The sequence below is a fragment of the Amycolatopsis coloradensis genome, from assembly GCF_037997115.1.
Classification (GTDB): domain Bacteria; phylum Actinomycetota; class Actinomycetes; order Mycobacteriales; family Pseudonocardiaceae; genus Amycolatopsis; species Amycolatopsis coloradensis_A.
The window spans coordinates 8,503,773-8,521,973 of the sequence record NZ_CP150484.1 but is presented as its reverse complement, the minus strand read 5'-3'; the positions used below and the strand labels follow the sequence as shown (position 1 = coordinate 8,521,973).

Here is an 18,201-nt window from a genome sequence, read left to right as displayed (position 1 = left end):
AGGGCACACGCGTGCCTCGTCCATAACTCTACTGATCCTCGTGTTAGACGCCCGTAGGCTGGTGAAAGGTTGCCCCGGTCGTGACACACTCGGCCGGTCGGGAAGAAGCAGAGGGAGGATCGCGGCATGCGAGTGCTGGTCACCGGTGGCGCCGGGTTCATCGGTTCGCATTACGTCCGGCAGGTGCTGACGGGTGCATACCCGAGCATGGCCGGCGCCGAGCTGCTCGTGCTCGACAAGCTGACCTACGCGGGCAACGAAGCGAACCTGGAGCCCGTACGCGACAACCCGCGCTACCGGTTCGAAAAGGGCGACATCTGTGACGCCGCCCTGGTCGGTGAGCTGATGCGGGGTATCGACCTGGTCGTGCACTTCGCCGCCGAGTCCCATGTGGATCGTTCGATCGCCGGCGCGGCCGACTTCGTGCTGACGAACGTGCTCGGTACCCAGACCCTGTTGCAGGCCGCGCTCGAGGCGCAGGTCGGGAAGTTCGTCCACGTGTCCACCGACGAGGTCTACGGCTCGATCGACAACGGATCCTGGGACGAGGACCGCGCGCTGGAGCCGAATTCGCCGTACTCGGCGTCGAAGGCGTCCTCGGATCTGCTGGCCCGTTCGTTCTTCCGTACGCACGGATTGCCCGTCTGTGTCACGAGGTGCTCGAACAACTACGGTCCGTACCAATTCCCCGAAAAGGTCATCCCGCTCTTCGTGACCAACCTGCTCGACGGCAAGAAGGTCCCGCTCTACGGCGATGGGCTCAACGTGCGTGACTGGCTGCACGTGGACGATCACTGCAACGGCATCCAGCTCGTCGCCGACGGCGGCAGGCCGGGCGAGGTCTACAACATCGGCGGCGGCACCGAACTGACCAACCGCGAGCTGACTGAGCGGCTCCTGGCCGCCGTCGGCGCCGGCTGGGACAGCGTCGAGCCGGTCGAGGACCGCAAGGGACACGACCGCCGGTACTCCGTCGACATCACCAAGATCTCGCGGGAGCTCGGTTACGCGCCGCGGAAGTCCTTTGAGGACGGTCTGGCCGACACTGTCGCCTGGTACAACGAGAATCGGTCTTGGTGGGAGCCGCTGAAGAAGCGTGCGGGGGCGTGAAGAAGTGCTGAGCATTCTCGTACCGGGCGGATCCGGGCAGCTGGGTCGGGACGTCGCGGCACTGGCTGTGGACTCCATCGACGCCACGACCCCGTCGTCGTCTGAGCTGGACGTGCGCGACACCGGTCAGGTCGTCGCCGCGGTGACCGAGCTGGCCGGCCGGGCGCGGGCGGCGGGAACGTCGCCGGTGGTGATCAACGCGGCGGCGTACACCGCGGTCGACGCGGCGGAAACCGATGAGGAACGGGCGTTCGCGGTGAACGCCGACGGCCCCCGGGTGCTCGCCGCGGCGTGCTCGTCGCGCGGGGTGCCGCTCATCCACGTGTCGACGGATTACGTGTTCGCGGGCGACGCGACTTCGCCGTACGAGACCGATGATCTGCTGGGCCCGCTCAACGCCTACGGCCGGACGAAGGCGGCCGGGGAGGACGCACTGCTCGGTTCGGGCGCCCGTTCGTGGATCGTGCGGACGTCCTGGGTGTACGGCAAGACCGGGTCGAACTTCGTGGAAACCATGGCACGGCTGGAAAAGGAGCGCGACGAACTGTCCGTAGTGGACGATCAGACCGGTTCGCCGACCTGGTCCCGTGATCTCGCCGCGGGCCTGCTGGAGCTGGCGGGCCGGGTCGCCGCCGGTGAAGGGCCGTCGCAGCGGGTGCTGCACTGCACGGGTGGCGGGTCGACGACGTGGTGCGGGTTCGCGAAGGCGATCTTCGCGGAACTGGGCGCGGATCCGGCGCGCGTGAAGCCTTGTACGACGGCGGAGTTCCCCCGTCCGGCGGCGCGCCCGGCGTACGGGGTGCTGTCGAACGCTTCGTGGCGCGAGGCGGGTCTTACGCCGCTTCGGGGTTGGCCTGACGCACTGAAGGCCTACTTCGCTTCCTGACCCCGCTCGCATTCAGAGGACGAAATGCGGAGGTCAGTGCTTCGTGCTCGCCTGGCGGTACGCGGCGACGGTGAGTTCGGCGCACGCGCGCCAGGTGAAGTTCGCGACGTGCGCGCGGCGCGCGGCCGAAGTGGCCACGGCGTGCGGGTCGCTGACGGCGGTCCGCAGCGCCTCCACGAGCCCGTCGACGTCCTCGTAGGGGACCAGGCTCGCGCAGTTCCCCGCGACCTCGCGCAGCGCCGGGATGTCCGTGCACACCACGGGGACGTCCGACGCCAGCGCTTCCAGCACCGGGAGCCCGAAGCCTTCGTCGCGCGACGGCAGCACCAGTGCGCTGGCCCCGGCGACGACCCGCCGGAGGTTCACGTCCGACAGGTAGCCGACGTGCCGCGAACGAGAGCCCACCGCGAACGAACCGGGACCGACGAACACCAGATCCGGCAGATCCGGCGCGGCCTCGTGCGCCTGCCGAAGCCAGTGCAGGCCCTTCCTGGGCCCGGGGGCGCCGGCGAAGAGCAGGTACTTGTCCGGGAGGCCTAGTTCCTTGCGGCGTTCCGGGTCCGGCGGGCGGGCGGTGAACCAGGCCGGGTTCACGCCGAGCGGGGTGACGATGATCTTGCCGCGGTCCACGTCGAGCCGTTCGGCGACCTGGTCGGCGACGGCGTTGGTGGGCGTGCAGATCGCGTCGGCGAGCCGGGCGCCGCGCCGCACCAGCCGCGGCAGCTCGTGATCGCTCGGCGCGAGCTCCTCGGGAGCGTCCAAAAAGGCCAGATCGTGGATGGTCACCACACCCGCGGCGCGGAACCGGCCGGGCAGCACGAAGTTGGTGCCGTGTACGACATCCGTCGGCCCGGCGAACAGCTCCACCGGCGGCAGTTGCGAACGCAGCCACGCCTTGCGCAGGAGCCGCGCCGCCACCGGCATGCCGCGCGCCCGGACGCCGTGCGGGAGCACGTGCCGCAGCCGTCGCCAGCCGCGCAACGTGAACGCGACCGCACGAGTGTCCACTTCGGACATCGAGGCGAGTTCTTCGGACAGCGCGACGGTGTACCGGCCGATACCCGTCCTGGCACCGAGAAGCGGGGTCCCGTCGAGCAAGACGCGCAAGGGGCGGTCAGCCACGGCCGAGCCTCTGCTTGGCGACCTTGACCACGCGGCCGCCGACGCGCCGCGCGAGCTCCTTCGGGCCGCCGTCGGCGAGGTACTCGCGGATCAGACCGACGTCGCGGCGCAGCATTTCCTTGCCGCGCACCGGTTCGGCGACCACGAGGTCGCCGGAGCCGGGTAGCCGGTCGGCGGCGGGCCGCGGGTTCCGGCAGAACTCCACCAGCGGTTTCAGTGCCTCCGGCCAGGCATAACGCCGGGCGACCGCGGCCATCCGCTCGACACAGCCCGCGGCGAACTCCTCGTCGTACAACGCCTTTTCGAGCGCGTCGGCCAGCGCGTCCACGTCCTCGGCCGGGACGACGACACCGAGCCGTTCCTCGCGGACCAGGTCGGCGAACGAGTCACCGTCGGTGGTGACGATCGGCAGCCCGGCCCACAGGTAGTCCAGCACCCGCGTCCGGAACGCGAACGTCGTCTCGACGTGCTCGTAATGCGTGGTGACGCCGCAGTTCGCGTCGAGCAGCCAGTTCTGGCGCTCCTCGTACGGTACCCACTGCTGGTTGAAGAACACGTGCTTGCCGGTGAGCCCGAGCGTGTCGGACAGCAGCATCGTGCGCGCGCCGATGTCCATCTGGGTGACCTCGGGGTTGGGATGCTTCATCCCGAGGAACACCAGGCGGACGTCGCCGCGGCGCTGTCGCAGCTGTTCGATCGCCCGGACCAGGGTCAGCGGGTCGAACCAGCTGTAGACGCCGCCCGCCCACAGCACGACGTGGTCGGTCTCGCCGATACCGTCCAAAGTGGACCTGAGGCCGGGGCCGGTGCGCGCCGGTGCCTGCGGTGGCAGACCGAACGGGACGATCGACAGCAGCGACTGGGTGGTCGGGTCGGCATCGTACAGCCGCGGCGACAGCCTGCCCATCGCGGCGAGATGTCCCAGCCAGAAGTGCCTCTGACGCTCCGACGCGCACAGGAAGAAGTCGCCGCGTTCCAGTTGCGCGTCGAGGACCTTGGTGACCCCGATGAGGTCCAGTGCCCGCTTGTCGTCGGGAACGCCCTTGCCCTGTTCGAGCAGTTCGAGGTGCATCGGGTCGTACAGATCCGCGACCACGATCTTGTGCGCGTACTGCTTCTTCAGCGAGGGCGCGAATTCCAGCACGTGGCCCTGCAGGACGATGATGTCGGCCCAGGCGATCGGCGTCTCCAGATCGCGCCGGGTGGCCGCGCTGACCCGGAACGGCGCGGGCGGCGGATCGGCGAGCGGATTGACCGTCACCAGGTGGACGTCGTGTTCGGTGGCCAGCGTCGTGGCCATGTTCCACGCGCGGATCGCCGGGCCCGCCATCCGTTCGGTGATCGCGTCGCCGGTGATCACCAGTACCTTCCGGCGCTGCCCGAAGAGCGCGTCGATGCCGAACGTCTCGACCAGGACGTCGTGCGCGGCGAGATAGCGCGGCAGCGGATACGCGGGCTCCAACGCTTTGCGCAGCAAGGGAAGCAGATCGGCGTCGGTGCGGACGCGGGCGGCCTGTTCGGCGGCGCGGGACTCGGTGAGTGAGGGCAGCAGTTCGACGAACTGGTCGATCGCCAGCACGCCGGCCAGCGTCGTCCTCGGCACCTCGACCGGGCCGGTTTCGGCCGGGCCGACCCCCTGGGCGAGATCGAACCGGGTGGCGTCGAGGTCCCCGCGCGCCGTCGCCCGGCGGACGGCCAGCGCCAGCGCGGCGGGCAGCGCGCGCGCCAGCGTTTCGTCGGAAAGGTTCTTGTACAGCGCCGCCAAGGCGTTGCGTTCCAGAAGGAACGTCTCGCGTCCGGAGTCCGGTGCGTCCACTGTGGACATCGTGGCGTGGTGCCGATGGTAGGTCAGCGACTCCGGCACGTAGCGCACGCGCCAGCCGCGCAGGTTCAGGCGCCAGCCGAGGTCGACGTCCTCGTAGAACATGAAGAACCGCTCGTCGAAGCCGCCGAGTTCGGCGAACACCCCGGCGCGGACGAACATCGCCGAACCGGTCGCGAACAGGACGTCCTTGGCGATCTCGTGTTCGGCGGCGGGGACGTCGGCCAGGGGGCTGCCCGCGTGGCGCTTGTAGCCCATGCCGAACCAGGTGAGGCCCGCGTCGACGAAGTCGGTGCCGGTGCCGTCCCAGTCGAGGACCTTGCTGGCCACCGCGGCGACCGTCGGCTGCGCGCGCAGCTCGGCCACTGCCGCGCCGACCCAGCCGGGAGCCGGACGGGCGTCGTTGTTGAGGAAGGCGAGGACGGTGCCGGTGGCGTGCTGCGCGCCGAGGTTGCAGCCTCCCGCGAAGCCGGAGTTCACCGGGGACTCGACGAGCTTGACGCCCGGGGCCGCGGCTCTGATCTCGGCCACGTCGGTGCCGCCGGAGGCGTTGTCGACGCAGATGACCTCGAGGTTCGGGTAGTCGTGTTCGGCGAGTGCGCGCAGGCAGGTGACGGTGTCGGCCGCTCCCCGGTAGTTCACCACGATCACCGAGACGACCGGTTGCGTTTCCCCCTGCGCCAAAGCCGTACTCCCTGCTCTCGATTGGGGCAAGCTTAATTGCCCGCCCACGCGTCCCAGACCGCGCCTCGGCCCAGTGTCGCCCGCCGCCCGATGGCCCGCCGCTCGAGCAGCGTGCGCGGCAGGCGGGCGGCGACCGCGCCCAGTACCCGGCACCGGAGGCTCAGACGGAAGTTCGGCGCGTCCGGTTTCCCTCGAAGGGGGAGTACCGCGGTCAGGACCGCGAATTTCACCAGCTGGCGGATCGCCACCGCGCGGGGAGCGCACCGCAGGAGGGTCAGCAGGCGGTTGCGTTCATTCCACAGATGGAACGGGGCCGAACCCGGCCGGGTGCTCGCGCCATGCCGATGGGTGACCTCGGCTTCGGCGCCCACGATGTCCCAGCCCGCCAGCCGCAGCCGCCACGCGGTGTCGGTGTCCTCGTAGTAGCAGAAGTAGGAGGCCGGGACACCGCCGACGGAACGGAGCGCCTCCACGTTCAGCACGGCCGCGCCCCCGCAGAAACCGAAGACCTCGTCGGCGGGTTCCGGCAGGTCGGCGCCGTGACCGTCGGCGGTCAGGCGGACGCCGGTGGACTGGACGCTCCCGTCGGCCAGCGTCAGCCGCGCGCTCACGGCGGCGGCGAGCGGAGCTTGGGCGAGGGTGTCTTCGCAGGTCGCGAGCCACTCCGAGGCAGGAGCGGCGTCGTCGTTCAACCAGGCCATCAGCGGGGTGTCCACTTTGTCCAGTGCGGCGGCCATGGCGCCCGCGTAACCGGTGTTGCGCCGCAGCCGGAGCACCTCGGGCTTCGAGGGATGGGCGGCGAGGAGGGCGGCCGTCCCGTCGTCGGAGGCGTTGTCGACGACCAGCGTCCGATGCGGGCGGGACTGCGCGGCGAGGGCGTCGAGGCAGGCGGTGATGTGCGCGGCGCCGCGCCAGGTGACCACGACGACGGTGGTGCTGGTCATTCCAGAGAGAATAGAGACCATGCCCGAACTGGTCGTGCTCGCCGAGCAGCTGCTGGCGCCGGTCCCCGGCGGGACCGGCCGCTACACCGGCGAACTGCTGCGGGCGCTCGCCGAGACCGCGCCGCCGGGATGGACGGTGTCGAGCGTCGTCGCGCGGCACGTCGACGTCGAAGCCGCGGTCGTCGAGGGGGTCGAGGGGCCGCGAGTGCTGCCGACCCCGCCGCGGGCGCTGATCGCCGCCTGGCAGCTGGGGCTGCCGTGGTGGCCTGGTGGCGACGCGGTCCACGCGCCGACGCCGCTGGCGCCCGCCCGGGTGCCGAAGGGGCGGACGCTGTCGGTCGCGGTGCACGACACCGTGCCCTGGACGCATCCCGAGACACTGACGCCGCGCGGCGTCGCGTGGCATAAGGCGGTGATCGCGAGGGCCGCGGCGCGGGCGACCGCGCTGACCGTGCCGACGCAAGCGATTGCGGACGAGCTCGCCGCGCTGGTGCCGGTGTCGGTGCCGCTGCGCGTGATCCCGCACGGTGTGCGGCCGCCCGCCGGGTTCGCCGAGGTCCCGCTGCCGGAGCGGTACGTGCTCGCGATCGGGACGATCGAGCCGCGCAAGGGCATCGACGTGCTGATCGACGCCGTCGGCCGGATCGGGGTGCCGTTGGTGCTGGCAGGCCAGCCGGGCTGGGGTGGCATCGACCCGGTGGCGCTGGCGCGCGAGCACGGCGCCGACGTCCGGGTGCTGGGGAAGGTGAGCGACGCGGAACTGGCGTTCACGTTGCGGGGCGCGTCGGTGCTGGCGATGCCGAGCCGGGCGGAGGGTTTCGGGTTGCCGCTGATCGAGGCGATGGCGGCCGGGGTGCCGGTGGTGCACTCGGACGTCCCGGCCCTGGTCGAGGTGGCCGGGGGAGCGGGCGTGGCGGTGCCTGCCGGCGAGGCGCAAGCGCTTGCGGACGCCCTTCGTGACGTACTCGACCATTCGGAGCATGCGGCTGCGCTGCGTGACCGTGGTCTCAGCCGTTCGAGTGAGTTCACCTGGCAGCGTGCCGCTTCGGCTGTTTGGGGTCTCCACCAGCGCGATCAGTTTGTCGGTTCCTCACCGCGGAGCCGGTGAGCAGCCGTACCCTCCTAGGGTGACCGATGACCCTCGCGTGCTGATCGACGCGACCGCCGTCCCAGCGGACCGGGGTGGCGTCGGACGTTACGTGGATTCGCTGGTCGCGGCGCTGGACGAGGACGGCGCGCGGATCACCGTCGTCTGCCAGCCGCGGGACGCGGTGCTGTACGACCGGCTGGCGCCCGGCGCGCGGATCGTGCCCACCTCGCCGTCGACCTCGACCAGGACGGCCAGGCTGACCTGGGAGCAGGCGACCCTGCCCCGGCTGGTCCGGCGGCTCGCCGCCGACGTCGTCCACTCACCGCACTACACGATGCCGCTGGCCAGCCCGGCCGCTTCGGTGGTGACACTGCACGACGCGACCTTCTTCACCGACGCGGTGCTGCACTCTTCCGTCAAAGCGCGCTTCTTCCGCGCCTGGACCGCGACGGCGCTTCGCCGCGCGACGCTGTGCGTCGTGCCGAGCATCGCGACGGCGGCCGAACTGGAGCGCGTCGGCCAGGTGCGTACCGCGGAATTAGAGATCATCCATCACGGCGTCGAACCGGACCGGTTCCATCCGCCCTCGCCCGCCGAGATCGAGGCCGCGCGGCAGGCCGTCGGACTCGGGAAGACCCCGTACGTCGCCTTCCTCGGCGCGCTGGAACCGCGCAAGAACGTGCCCGCGCTGATCCGCGGCTTCGCACACGCCGTGATCGGCAGGCCGAACCCGCCGGCGCTGGTGCTGGCGGGGCAGCCGGGCTGGGATTCGCAGGTCGAACGCGCACTCGACGCCGTACCTCACCGGCTGCGCGTGATCCGGGCCGGATACCTGCCGTTCGACACGCTCGCCGGCTTCCTCGGCGGCTCCGAACTGGTCGCGTACCCGAGCCTCGGCGAGGGATTCGGGCTGCCGGTGCTGGAGGCGATGGCGTGCGGTGCGGCCGTGCTCACGACCCGGCGGCTTTCGCTGCCGGAAGTCGGCGGGGACGCCGTCGCCTACTGCGGGGTCGGCGCGGGAGACGTCGCGGCGGCCATCTCGGAGCTGCTCGATGCCCCGGCGAAGCGGGCCGAGCTGGCCGAAGCCGCGCTTCGGCGGGCGAAGGAGTTCTCGTGGGCGATGACCGCGGAGCGGCATCGGGAGGCTTACGCGAAGGCTTGGTACCGGCACGCGCAGCGGCGGGCCGGCTGAGGCTCACTCCTTACCACTCACGAGGTGGGTCGGGGTGGGGTGCGGCGTGGTCGCGTTCGGTGACGGGTGGACAATGGCCGCGTGACTGAGCACCCCAGCTACGGCGACGGGCTCGCCGTCGTGACCGTGACGTACTTCCCCGGCGAAACCCTGGAGAAGTTCCTCGACACGCTCGATAAGGCGACGGACCGGGACGTCCAGGTCGTCGTCGCCGACAACGACTCAACGGACGACGCGCTCGACAAGGCCGCCCGCCGGGACAACGTCAAGCTGCTCAGGATCGGCGAGAACGTCGGTTACGGCACGGCCGCCAACCTGGGTGTCGCGGAACTCGACGACAGTTACGGCTGGGTCGCCGTGGTGAACCCGGACGTCGAATGGGAACCCGGTTCGATCGACGCGTTGCTCGAAGTGGCCGAGCGCTGGCCGCGCGGTGGCGCGTTCGGTCCGCTCATCCACGACCTCGACGGCACCGTCTACCCGTCGGCCCGGCTGCTGCCGTCGTTCGGCCGCGGGATCGGGCACGCGGCGTTCGGCAAGATCTGGCCGGGCAACCCGTGGACGCGGCAGTACCGGCAGGAGACCGGCACCCCGGTCGAGCGCACGGCGGGCTGGCTTTCCGGATCCTGTCAGCTGTTCCGCCGCGAGGCCTTCGACTCGGTCGACGGGTTCGACACGCGCTACTTCATGTACTTCGAGGACGTCGACCTCGGTGACCGGCTGACCCGCGCGGGCTGGCTGAACGTGTACGCGCCTTCTGCCAGTGTCATGCACATCGGCGGGCACTCGACTTCGCAGACATCGGAGAAGATGCTGCGCGTACACCACGAAAGTGCGTACCGCTACCTCGCGGACCGTCACCGCGGTCTCCTGTGGAAGCCGGTCATGCTCGCGGTGAAGGCCGGTCTCGCGCTGCGGCTCAAGCTCGAAACGCGCCGGAAGTAGCGGTTCCGGCCACCGGAATTCGCGCGACTCCGCTCTCTGCCGTCGTTACCGTCGGTGCATGGACTTCGCCGCACTGGACACCTGGCTGACGGAACGCGCCGGGGAGGAGCGCTTCTCCGGGGTCGTGCTGATCCGGCGCGGAGACGAGACACTGTTCGAACACGGGTACGGCCTGGCCAGTCGCCGCTGGTCGGTGCCGAACGCGCCGGACATCCGGTACGACACCGCGTCGATCACGAAGGTCGTCACCGCGATCGCCGCCCTGCGGCTGGCCGATGAGGGACGGCTCGACCTCGATCGCCCGATCGGCGAGATCATCGACCTCGACGGCACGGCGATCGCGCCCGGGGCGACGACGCGGCAGCTGCTCACCCATACGTCCGGGATCGCCGACGACGCCGACGAGGAAGCGGGCGAGAGTTACGAGGCGTTGTGGGTCGACAAGCCGGTGTACTCGGTGGTCGACACGCGGGACCATCTGCCCAATTTCGCTTATCGGGCACCGAATTTCGCGCCGGGCGAGGGCTGCCGGTACTGCAATTCGGGCTACGTCCTCGCCGGGCTGGTGATCGAGGAGAGCACCGGGACGCCGTATCGCGACCACGTCCGGGAGACCGTGCTCGACCGTGCGGGGATGACCGATTCGGGTTTCTTCGACCGACGCGGTCCGGAGCCGAGGGTCGCCGAGGGCTGGGATCCCCTCCTGGACGGTGAGCGGGTCACCGGCTGGAAGCAGAACATCTTCAGCTACCCGCCGATCGGGTCACCCGATGGTGGCATGTACTGCACCGTCGGCGACCTCGTCCGGCTGCTGCGGGCGATCCGCGAAGAACGACTCCTGAGCCCTGCGCGCACGAAGGAGTTCCTCACGCCACAGGTGCTTCACAGCAGCGGCGTCTGGTACGGCTTCGGCCTCGAATTCGTCCTGGCGCCGGATGGCTCGGTGCGGCACTACTACAAGGACGGCGGGAACGTCGGCGTCTGCTCGCTGATGCGGCACTATCCGGCCGAAGGGCTGGACGTCGCGATGCTGTCCAACGCCACGTACGGCGGGGGAGCGGCGATCAAGGAGATCGACCGGGTGATCCGGGCATCCTGAGGCAGGTTCTCGCGCGTGCAATGAAAGGCCCCTTACATAGCAAAATTTGCTATGAAGGGGCCTTTCATTGCACGTTTCGAGGGCTAGATGCCGTCCAGACGGCGTGAGAGGTTCGACCGGCCCGAGGGGTTCTGCTTCACCGTCGGCACCAGGCCGCCGACCTCGTTCTCGACGGTCTCCGGCTCCGGCTGCTCGATCAGGGGACTCTGCACCGGCGCGGCGGGCGGCCGCCGGGTGAGCGGTGTCGTCGCCTGTGGGAGAGGTCTGGTCTGCTGGGGAGCGCCGGGACGGCGGGGGTACGGCTGCGGCTGAGTCGAGCCTTCGCCCCGCGCCGGCGGCAGGTCCAGCCGCGTCGTCGGTTCGGGTCCCGCGAGCGGGTGATCGTTCTCGGCGATCAACGAAGCCGGTAGCTGAGTGGTCGTATCCGGGTCCGAGGAACGGTCGATCTCGGTGACCACCGATCGGGGGATCTGCTGAGTGTTCGCGGAGTCCATCGGAGACGTCGCGTTGTCCGGTGTCACGACGAAGGCTCCACGCGCGCTTGCGCGTGCGAGCAAGGCGTCCGCCCGAGCACGGGGGTCCATTCCCCTAGGCCTCCCGACTGACCTGGGGCCCTCTGGGTTCAGGGCCGACTGTGTGGTGTCTAGGGTAGGCCCTAGGTGCGGCTGCCGTCAGCAGACCCGCAAACGTCTTCCGACAAAAGTTGGCGGGCCGCCTGGACTCAGGCTTCCATGTCCGAAAGGATCCGCGTGCTGGAGTCGGCCTTGTCCGTGCCGCCGATGCCGTAGACCATCGTGATGTTGTTCCGCGCTCCGGCTTCGATTTCGTCGGCAGGGAGCTCTTCGATGCTGCGCCTGTCGCCACCGTTGCAGAACTCGAGCTCCGTGTCGGGGTACGCCGCGCGGATCTGGTCGAACGATTCGTCGATGCCCGGCCCCTGCTCGACGGCGATGTACACGTCGTCGACGATGCGCAGCGCGCGGACGATCCGGGCCCGGACGTCCTCGGTCTGGATCACCCTGCCTTTCTTGAGGACTTGCTGGTGGTCGTTGTTGACGATGACGATCAGGTAGCCGGACCGCGCCTGCGCGGACTCGAACAGGTCGAGATGGCCCTGGTGGAGCGGGTTGAAGTACCCACTGACGATCGAGGCCTTCGCCGGTCGCTCGGTCATCGTCCAGTCCTCCATAGGCTTACGGTTTCAGGTGGCCCGCTCACCCTAGCCGAGTGCCGGGTAGTTTCACCGTGTGCTGTTCCGTCCCGGGTTCTCGCTTGATCTGGACGCGGTCCTGGGGCCGCTGAGCCGGGGATCGCGTTCGCCCAACGTCGCCCGCACCGAGGGCGGGGTCACCTGGCTGGCCGCCAACACCGCGGACGGCGCGGGCACACTCGCGCTGCTGCGGCGCACGGACGGCGAGATCGAGGCGGAGGCCTGGGGACCCGGCGCGGACAGGCTGCTCGAAGGCGTTCCGGCGATGCTGGGCGCGCACGACGACGACTCCGAATTCGTCGCGCATCACGACGTCATCGCGACGGCGCGCCGCCGCAACCCGGGGCTGCGCCTCGGCTCGACCGGCCGGGTGTGGGACGCGCTGGTGCTCGCCGTGCTGGAACAGAAGGTGACCAGTGCCGAGGCGCTGCGGTCGTGGGGCGAGCTGTGCCGCTGGTTCGGGGAGCAGGCGCCAGGGCCTGGACCGGCACGGCTGCGCGTGCCGCCGACGCCCGTCGCCATCCGATCCATTGTGGACTGGAAATGGCATCGCGCCGGGGTGGACCTGAAACGGCGGACGACGCTGATCGCGGCGGCCCGCGTCGCGCCGCGGCTGGAGAAGGCCGTCGAACTGAAGGGTGTCGAAGGCCGGGCTTGGCTGCGGAAAGTGCCGGGCATCGGAGTGTGGACCGCGGCGGAGATCGCGCAGCGCGCCTGGGGAGACCCGGACGCGGTGAGCTTCGGTGACTACAACATCCCGTCGATGGTCGGGCACGCGCTGGTCGGCACGAAACTCGACGACGCCGGGATGTCCGAGGTGCTGGCGCCGTACTCACCGCAGCGGCAGCGCGCGGTTCGCTACCTGTCGACGGCCGGCTTCCGCCGTCCGAGGTTCGGGCCGAAGATCGAACTCCGCGACTACCGCGCGATGTGATCGCGCTACCGCCGCATTTGGTCCTCTGAATGAGGGAGTCAGTTGCCCCAGCCCTGCGGCGGGTAGGGCTGCTGCTGGCTCGGGTACTGCGGCGGCTGCTGAGGATACTGCTGGTGCGGGACGTGGGGTGGGTTCTGCTGCGGCGGGTACATCGGGCGCTTCGGCTTGTTGAGCGCCTTCACCAGGAAGAAGATGCCGACACCGACACCGGCGAGGAACAGGACGACGATCAGCAGCATCAGCACGGAGACTCCCATGCGGTGAGGCTAGCCGGTCGATGATCGTCGTGAGCGGTCGCGAGGGGTGGATCAGCCCAGCGCGGCGTCGATGATCGCCTTGGCCTCGTCGCGGCCGAGACCCAGCTTCCTGGTCAGCGCGGCGTAGTCGGCGGCCGCCTGCCTCGCCCGTTCGCGGGACTCGTCACCGACGGCGCTCACGAACGTCCCGGCCCTGCCGCGGGTCTCGATCAGGCCCGCTTCTTCGAGCTCTCGGTAGGCCTTGGCGACCGTGTTCGGGGCGATGCCGAGGTCTTCGGCGAGTTTCCGCACGGTCGGGAGTTTCGCCCCGACGGGCAAGGTGCCGTCGTTGATCCGCTCCGCGTAGGCGGTGCGGACCTGTTCGAAAGGCGGGACCGGAGAGTTCGGGTCGACCCTGACCATGCGGTTTTCTCCCTGCTGGAAATGCCGTGAAGGCCTCCTTGCCTACCTTGAGGGTAGGGAAGGAGGCCTTCACGGACAGTCGACTACNTGCCGTGAAGGCCTCCTTGCCTACCTTGAGGGTAGGGAAGGAGGCCTTCACGGACAGTCGACTACTGGCGGGGCGGGACGACCTGGGTGGCGTCACCGCCGCCACCGGGGACGACCTGGGTGGCGTCACCGCCGCCACCGGGCACCACCTGCGTGCGGTCGGCGCTCGCGGGCGGGACGACCTGCGTGCGGTCGGCGCTCGCGGGGGAGACCACCTGGGTGCGGTCGGCGCCGGCATCCGCTTGCTGCTGCGGGGACACGACCTGGGTACGGTCCGCGCTGCCGTCGATCGGCGGCCCCGGCTGCGGGGGAGGCGGCGGGAAACCGGGCTGAGCCATGCCGGGCGCGCCGAACGGATTGGGTGCCGGGGCTCCCGGAGGTGGCGCGAAAGCCGCGGGGGCGCCGGGCGGGGGCGGGAACCCCGCCGGGCCCGGAGGCGGCGGGAAACCGGGCGCCTGGCCGTAACCGGGCTGAGGCGGCGGGAAACCGGGCTGCTGCTGCCAGTTGCCCTGCGGGGCGGGACCACCGGCGGGCGGGGGAGGCGGCGGGAAGCCGGGGGCCGGGCCACCGCCGCCGAAGTTCGGGTTCTGCGGGAAGGTCATCGGCGGCTTCTTGGCCTGGTTGACCTTCACGATGATCACCACGATCACGATGATGATGACGATGATCGCCAAGATCAGCAGAAACCAGCCGAAGCCGTCACCGTCACCGCTGCTGTGGACCCGGACCCGGTCCAGGTATGGCGTCAGCGTCGTCAGCATCATTCCCCCTTAAGAACGTCAGCCGACACCCTAACGGCCGGACGCCGCGGGCACGGCGGCTTCCAGCAGTTCGGCGAGATCTTCCGACCCTTCCGGCAGGGAATCCAGCGGCCACCAACGAAGATCGTCCGATTCGTCGCTTTGGACCGGTTGCGCTCCCCGTGGCGCGCGCACCACGAAACGCACGTCGAAATGCCGGGTCGGCACGCCGAGCGAGCACGTGATCGGGTGGACGTCGAGATGCACCGGGGCCGGGTCGATCACGAGGTCCTCGATGCCGGATTCCTCTCGTGCCTCACGAAGCGCGGCGTCCGCGAGCGTCGCGTCGCCTGGTTCGCAATGTCCGCCGAGCTGCAACCAGCGCCCGACTCGCGGGTGCAGGGTGAGCAGCACGTTTTCCGCGTCGGCGTCGAGAAGGACGGCCGACGCGGTGATATGCCCGGCCGCGCATTCGCGGCGGCAGACGTCGTCGCGGGCGGCGAGGAAGCCCAGATAGGCCTGGCGCAAGGATTCCTGAGTCGTGTCCACCGGTCGCCAACCGGACAAAGTGGACACAACGTCGTCGTGCAGGGTCACAGTTCGAGAAGTCCTTCACCGGGTTCGACGGGACCGCGCGCGGGCGGGAGGGCGGCGGGATGCCCGATCGCGACGGCCCCGAGCGGTTCCCAGCGCTCGTCGAGGCCGAGGACGTCGCGCACGATGTCCGCCGCGAAGATGGTCGACCCGATCCAGCACGAGCCGAGGTCTTCGGCGGCGAGCGCGACCAGCAGGCCCTGCACGGCAGCGCCACCGGCGACGGTGAACATCGTGTGCTCACAAGCGTTCCGCCGGTCGTCGCGGTAGGTGTGCGCGCCCTCGGCGACGAGGAACGGCACCACGACTTCGGGCGCGTTGTACAGGATGTCGCCGCGGCTGAGGCGCTTCGCGACCTGTTCGGAGGTGAAATCGTCGCCTTCGAGATTGGCCTGCCACGACGCCTTCATCGCGTCGAGAAGCTTGCGGCGCAAGCCTTCCTCGCGCAGCCACACGAACCGGACCGGCTTCGTGTGATGCGGAGCGGGAGCCGTGAGCGCCGTCCCGACCGCGCGGCGCAGCACCTCGGGATCGACCGGTTCGTCGGTGAACGACCGGATCGAACGCCGCGCGAGCACGGCCTCCCGGCGGCCCTGGGCGATGGATTCGTTGGTGCCGAGGCGGAACAGGTCTTCTTCGACCGGGCGGAGCAGTTTTCGGGCGGTCGAACCGTCGTCGGTCAGCCGGAGGCCGCGCACGACGGCGACCGGGGTCCCGCCGAGCTTGCCCTTGACCAGATCCGCCGCGGCGGCGAGTTCGTCGGCGATCGCCACCTCGGTGACCGCGAGTTCGTTGCCCTGGCTGTCGACCTCACCCGCGTACGAGTGCAGCACCCGCAGGCCGGACGCACCGATCGCGGCGTCGGTCTGCCCGACCCGCCATGCACGGCCCATCGTGTCGGTGACGACGACGGCGACCTCGACACCGAGCCGTTCACGCAGCCCGTTCCGCAGCGCGAGCGCGGAAGCGTCGGGATCGGACGGCAGCAGCGCGACCTCGCCGGAGGCCACGTTCGACGCGTCCACACCGGACGCGGCCTGCACGATGCCGAGCTTGTTCTCGGTGATCACCGTCCGGTTGATCCGCGCGATCACGCGGACGGACTCCTCTTCGACGAGTTTGCGCCGGGCGGCGTCGCGCTCCTCCGGATCGGACGGGACCCGGATCAGCATGCCTTCGACCTTGGAAACGATCTTGCTCGTCACGACCAGGACGTCGCCCGACCGCAGCCAGGGGGCCGCCTCGACGATCGCCCCGGTCAGGTCGTCGCCGGGGCGGAACTCCGGCAGGCCCTCGACCGGCAGGATCTCGATCTTCGCGGAAGCGTGGTCAGTCAACGGAAACTCCCGCCAGATCGAAAGCGGCGCGCACCATGGCCGCCGTGGCGTCCACATCGGACATCAGCAGGGGCACGTCGCGGACGGCGACTCCCGGCACGTCGACGGTCTCCCCCTCGGAGATCAGCCAGCCGTCGAGCACGCCGTCGGATTCCTTGCGGGATCCGTAATGCCGTCCGACGGCCTCGGCCGAGGTCTCCACGCCGATCGCGCTCAGGCACGCGTCGGCCATCCCGCGCAACGGCTTCCCGCCGATGATCGGCGAGACACCGACGACCTTGGCGCGCGTCTTCCGCAAGGCGTCGCGGATTCCCGGGACGCCGAGCGTCGTGCCCACCGAGACCACCGGATTGGACGGCGCGAACAGCACGATGTCGGCGGCCGCGATCGCGTCGAGCACGCCGGGCGCCGGCTTGGCCTCGTCGGCGCCGACGGCGATGATCGAATGCGCCTTCGGCTCGGCGCGGTAGCGCACCCACCACTCCTGGAAGTGGATCGCCTTGCGCTGGTCCGGATCCTCGGGGTCGTCGATCACGACATGCGTCTCGACGCGGTCGTCCGACATCGGCAGCAGGCGTACGCCCGGCTGCCAGCGATCGCACAGCGCCTCGGTGACCTGCGACAGCGGATAGCCCGCGCGCAGCATCCGCGAACGGATCAGATGCGTCGCGATGTCCTTGTCGCCCAGTCCGAACCAGGTCGGCTCGGCACCATAGGCGGCGAGCTCCTCCTTGACCGTCCAGGTCTCCCCGGAGTGACCCCAGCCGCGCTCTTCGTCGATCCCCCCGCCGAGGGTGTACATGCAGGTGTCCAGGTCCGGGCAGATGCGCAGACCGTGCATCCACACGTCGTCCCCGGTGTTCACCAGCGCGGTCACCTCATGCGGCGATTCCGGCGCGGAACCGGTCGCGGGCAGACCCAGTGCTTGTTTGACCCCCAGCAGGAAGCGGGCCCCGCCCACTCCGCCGACCAAAATGACGACCTTCACGACGGGCGATCCTCGCACGCCCCCGGAGCCGGGGCCCAGTAGCGGTACCTGTGGTGCTCCGTACAGCCCAGGCTTTCGTACAGCTTCAGCGCGCCGGAGTTCGCCACCGCGACCTGCAGCAGCATCCCGGTCGCGCCCTGAGCGGCGCCCCAGGCGCCCACGGCGTTCATCAGCCCGCGTGCGAGCCCTCGCCGCCGGAACTCCGGCCGTACCTCCAAACGGGCGATGTGCAGCCACTCGCCGACGACCGCTCCGCGCACCGCGCCGGCCGTGACGCCGTCGATTTCGACCACCCCGAAGCCGACCTTGCCGGTGCCGAGGACGTGCCTTGGCGCCTCCGCCGGATCCGCGCCGCCTGCCGTCATCTCCCACCATCCGGACGTCGGTTCGTCCAGAATCACCGCTCCCGCCGAGGTCCCGTGCGAGAGCGGCCCGGTCAGCACGCGGACCTCGTGCGCGGGGCGGTGTTCCACATAGTGGACCCAGCCGCGGGTGGCGATGGCGTCCTCGAGAGACGTGTTCTGGATCACCTGAACGACGGGCGGGATGGCATGATCGTGGGCGAAGTCACAGACCGTCCGCAGGGCGTCTGGCAGCGGTTTTCCCGGGTCACCGATCGCCAGGGCACTGTTGGCCCGCGCGGTGAACCCGTCCGCCCAGCGGAGCCTCCAGTCACCGATCCGGCTCTCGTGCAGGGGAGTCCAAGCCTGGCTACAGGTGAGCTCGAGCATTTCCGCACTGTTCACGGTTAGATTGTG

19 protein-coding genes are annotated in these 18,201 nt (G+C 70.1%); 7 read left to right on the top strand and 12 right to left on the bottom strand.

What is annotated here, in order from left to right:
* Window positions 1-126 precede the first annotated feature (126 nt).
* Window positions 127-1,110: a dTDP-glucose 4,6-dehydratase gene (rfbB, locus tag LCL61_RS39780; RefSeq protein ID WP_340684501.1), complete on the top strand. Its 984-nt coding sequence runs from the start codon at window positions 127-129 to the stop codon at window positions 1,108-1,110.
* On the top strand, window positions 1,097-1,996 hold the full coding sequence (rfbD, locus tag LCL61_RS39775; protein ID WP_340684500.1) for a dTDP-4-dehydrorhamnose reductase: 900 nt from the start codon (window positions 1,097-1,099) through the stop codon (window positions 1,994-1,996). The genes rfbB and rfbD overlap by 14 nt, the downstream gene beginning before the upstream one ends.
* A gap of 33 nt (window positions 1,997-2,029) precedes the next feature.
* Here rfbD and LCL61_RS39770 read toward each other — a convergent pair whose 3' ends face one another.
* Genes LCL61_RS39770 through LCL61_RS39760 form a run of 3 tightly spaced genes read right to left on the bottom strand, consistent with a single transcriptional unit; the run spans window position 2,030 to window position 6,568 of the window.
* On the bottom strand, window positions 2,030-3,118 hold the full coding sequence (locus LCL61_RS39770) for a glycosyltransferase family 1 protein (protein ID WP_340684499.1): 1,089 nt from the start codon (window positions 3,116-3,118) through the stop codon (window positions 2,030-2,032).
* Window positions 3,111-5,624, bottom strand: a complete 2,514-nt coding sequence (locus LCL61_RS39765; protein ID WP_340684498.1) for a glycosyltransferase — start codon at window positions 5,622-5,624, stop codon at window positions 3,111-3,113. Before LCL61_RS39765 ends, LCL61_RS39770 begins: the two co-directional genes overlap by 8 nt.
* Before the next feature lie 32 nt (window positions 5,625-5,656).
* Window positions 5,657-6,568 (bottom strand): glycosyltransferase, encoded by a 912-nt coding sequence (locus tag LCL61_RS39760; protein ID WP_340684497.1) that lies wholly within the window; start codon window positions 6,566-6,568, stop codon window positions 5,657-5,659.
* Window positions 6,569-6,587: 19 nt separating this feature from the next.
* On the opposite strand from LCL61_RS39760, the gene LCL61_RS39755 reads away from it, so the two are divergent.
* The 4 genes from LCL61_RS39755 to LCL61_RS39740 all read left to right on the top strand — a co-directional run bounded on the left by LCL61_RS39755 (window position 6,588) and on the right by LCL61_RS39740 (window position 10,894).
* Entirely contained in the window at window positions 6,588-7,676 is a 1,089-nt protein-coding gene (locus LCL61_RS39755; RefSeq protein WP_340684496.1) for a glycosyltransferase family 1 protein, read from the top strand.
* A gap of 37 nt (window positions 7,677-7,713) precedes the next feature.
* On the top strand, window positions 7,714-8,850 hold the full coding sequence (locus LCL61_RS39750) for a glycosyltransferase family 1 protein (RefSeq protein ID WP_340688798.1): 1,137 nt from the start codon (window positions 7,714-7,716) through the stop codon (window positions 8,848-8,850).
* Between the two features lie 81 nt (window positions 8,851-8,931).
* Window positions 8,932-9,795: a glycosyltransferase family 2 protein gene (locus tag LCL61_RS39745; protein ID WP_340684495.1), complete on the top strand. Its 864-nt coding sequence runs from the start codon at window positions 8,932-8,934 to the stop codon at window positions 9,793-9,795.
* A 58-nt stretch (window positions 9,796-9,853) separates the two neighbouring features.
* Window positions 9,854-10,894, top strand: a complete 1,041-nt coding sequence (locus LCL61_RS39740) for a serine hydrolase domain-containing protein (RefSeq protein ID WP_340684494.1) — start codon at window positions 9,854-9,856, stop codon at window positions 10,892-10,894.
* An 83-nt stretch (window positions 10,895-10,977) separates the two neighbouring features.
* On the opposite strand, the gene LCL61_RS39735 is transcribed toward LCL61_RS39740, so the two are convergent.
* Both LCL61_RS39735 and LCL61_RS39730 read right to left on the bottom strand, forming a co-directional pair.
* Window positions 10,978-11,478, bottom strand: coding sequence for a hypothetical protein (locus LCL61_RS39735; protein ID WP_340684493.1), 501 nt, complete (start codon window positions 11,476-11,478; stop codon window positions 10,978-10,980).
* A gap of 137 nt (window positions 11,479-11,615) precedes the next feature.
* Window positions 11,616-12,068 carry an adenylyltransferase/cytidyltransferase family protein gene (locus LCL61_RS39730; RefSeq protein ID WP_340684492.1) on the bottom strand — a complete coding sequence of 151 codons (453 nt, stop codon included), beginning with the start codon at window positions 12,066-12,068 and terminating at the stop codon, window positions 11,616-11,618.
* A gap of 73 nt (window positions 12,069-12,141) precedes the next feature.
* Between LCL61_RS39730 and LCL61_RS39725 the strand changes: the two genes are divergently transcribed.
* Complete coding sequence (locus tag LCL61_RS39725) at window positions 12,142-13,038, top strand: DNA-3-methyladenine glycosylase 2 family protein (protein WP_340684491.1); 897 nt, start codon at window positions 12,142-12,144, stop codon at window positions 13,036-13,038.
* A 38-nt stretch (window positions 13,039-13,076) separates the two neighbouring features.
* On the opposite strand, the gene LCL61_RS39720 is transcribed toward LCL61_RS39725, so the two are convergent.
* From LCL61_RS39720 to LCL61_RS39690, 7 genes are all read right to left on the bottom strand, one after another.
* Complete coding sequence (locus LCL61_RS39720; RefSeq protein WP_340684490.1) at window positions 13,077-13,295, bottom strand: hypothetical protein; 219 nt, start codon at window positions 13,293-13,295, stop codon at window positions 13,077-13,079.
* 51 nt (window positions 13,296-13,346) lie between these two features.
* On the bottom strand, window positions 13,347-13,697 hold the full coding sequence (locus LCL61_RS39715; protein ID WP_340684489.1) for a GntR family transcriptional regulator: 351 nt from the start codon (window positions 13,695-13,697) through the stop codon (window positions 13,347-13,349).
* A gap of 149 nt (window positions 13,698-13,846) precedes the next feature.
* The gene (locus LCL61_RS39710) at window positions 13,847-14,545 is read right to left on the bottom strand and encodes a hypothetical protein (protein ID WP_340684488.1); all 699 of its coding nucleotides are present in this window, start codon (window positions 14,543-14,545) and stop codon (window positions 13,847-13,849) included.
* A gap of 30 nt (window positions 14,546-14,575) precedes the next feature.
* Window positions 14,576-15,121: an NUDIX hydrolase gene (locus tag LCL61_RS39705; RefSeq protein WP_340684487.1), complete on the bottom strand. Its 546-nt coding sequence runs from the start codon at window positions 15,119-15,121 to the stop codon at window positions 14,576-14,578.
* Window positions 15,118-16,455 carry a coenzyme F420-0:L-glutamate ligase gene (locus LCL61_RS39700; RefSeq protein ID WP_340684486.1) on the bottom strand — a complete coding sequence of 446 codons (1,338 nt, stop codon included), beginning with the start codon at window positions 16,453-16,455 and terminating at the stop codon, window positions 15,118-15,120. The genes LCL61_RS39705 and LCL61_RS39700 overlap by 4 nt, the downstream gene beginning before the upstream one ends.
* A complete protein-coding gene (gene cofD, locus LCL61_RS39695) occupies window positions 16,448-17,443 on the bottom strand; it encodes a 2-phospho-L-lactate transferase (RefSeq protein ID WP_340684485.1) in 996 nt (331 codons plus the stop codon). The genes LCL61_RS39700 and cofD overlap by 8 nt, the downstream gene beginning before the upstream one ends.
* Window positions 17,440-18,174 carry a GNAT family N-acetyltransferase gene (locus tag LCL61_RS39690; protein ID WP_340688797.1) on the bottom strand — a complete coding sequence of 245 codons (735 nt, stop codon included), beginning with the start codon at window positions 18,172-18,174 and terminating at the stop codon, window positions 17,440-17,442. The genes cofD and LCL61_RS39690 overlap by 4 nt, the downstream gene beginning before the upstream one ends.
* Window positions 18,175-18,201: the final 27 nt, after the last annotated feature.

What these genes read in the sequence shown, in the direction of transcription:
- LCL61_RS39710 (WP_340684488.1), bottom strand. Translation starts at nt 14,545, where the DNA reads ATGCTGACGACGCTGACGCCATACCTGGACCGGGTCCGGGTCCACAGC.
- rfbB (WP_340684501.1), top strand. Translation starts at nt 127, where the DNA reads ATGCGAGTGCTGGTCACCGGTGGCGCCGGGTTCATCGGTTCGCATTAC.
- LCL61_RS39755 (WP_340684496.1), top strand. Translation starts at nt 6,588, where the DNA reads ATGCCCGAACTGGTCGTGCTCGCCGAGCAGCTGCTGGCGCCGGTCCCC.
- LCL61_RS39730 (WP_340684492.1), bottom strand. Translation starts at nt 12,068, where the DNA reads ATGACCGAGCGACCGGCGAAGGCCTCGATCGTCAGTGGGTACTTCAAC.
- LCL61_RS39690 (WP_340688797.1), bottom strand. Translation starts at nt 18,174, where the DNA reads ATGCTCGAGCTCACCTGTAGCCAGGCTTGGACTCCCCTGCACGAGAGC.
- LCL61_RS39740 (WP_340684494.1), top strand. Translation starts at nt 9,854, where the DNA reads ATGGACTTCGCCGCACTGGACACCTGGCTGACGGAACGCGCCGGGGAG.
- LCL61_RS39720 (WP_340684490.1), bottom strand. Translation starts at nt 13,295, where the DNA reads ATGGGAGTCTCCGTGCTGATGCTGCTGATCGTCGTCCTGTTCCTCGCC.
- LCL61_RS39735 (WP_340684493.1), bottom strand. Translation starts at nt 11,478, where the DNA reads ATGGACCCCCGTGCTCGGGCGGACGCCTTGCTCGCACGCGCAAGCGCG.
- LCL61_RS39715 (WP_340684489.1), bottom strand. Translation starts at nt 13,697, where the DNA reads ATGGTCAGGGTCGACCCGAACTCTCCGGTCCCGCCTTTCGAACAGGTC.
- LCL61_RS39760 (WP_340684497.1), bottom strand. Translation starts at nt 6,568, where the DNA reads ATGACCAGCACCACCGTCGTCGTGGTCACCTGGCGCGGCGCCGCGCAC.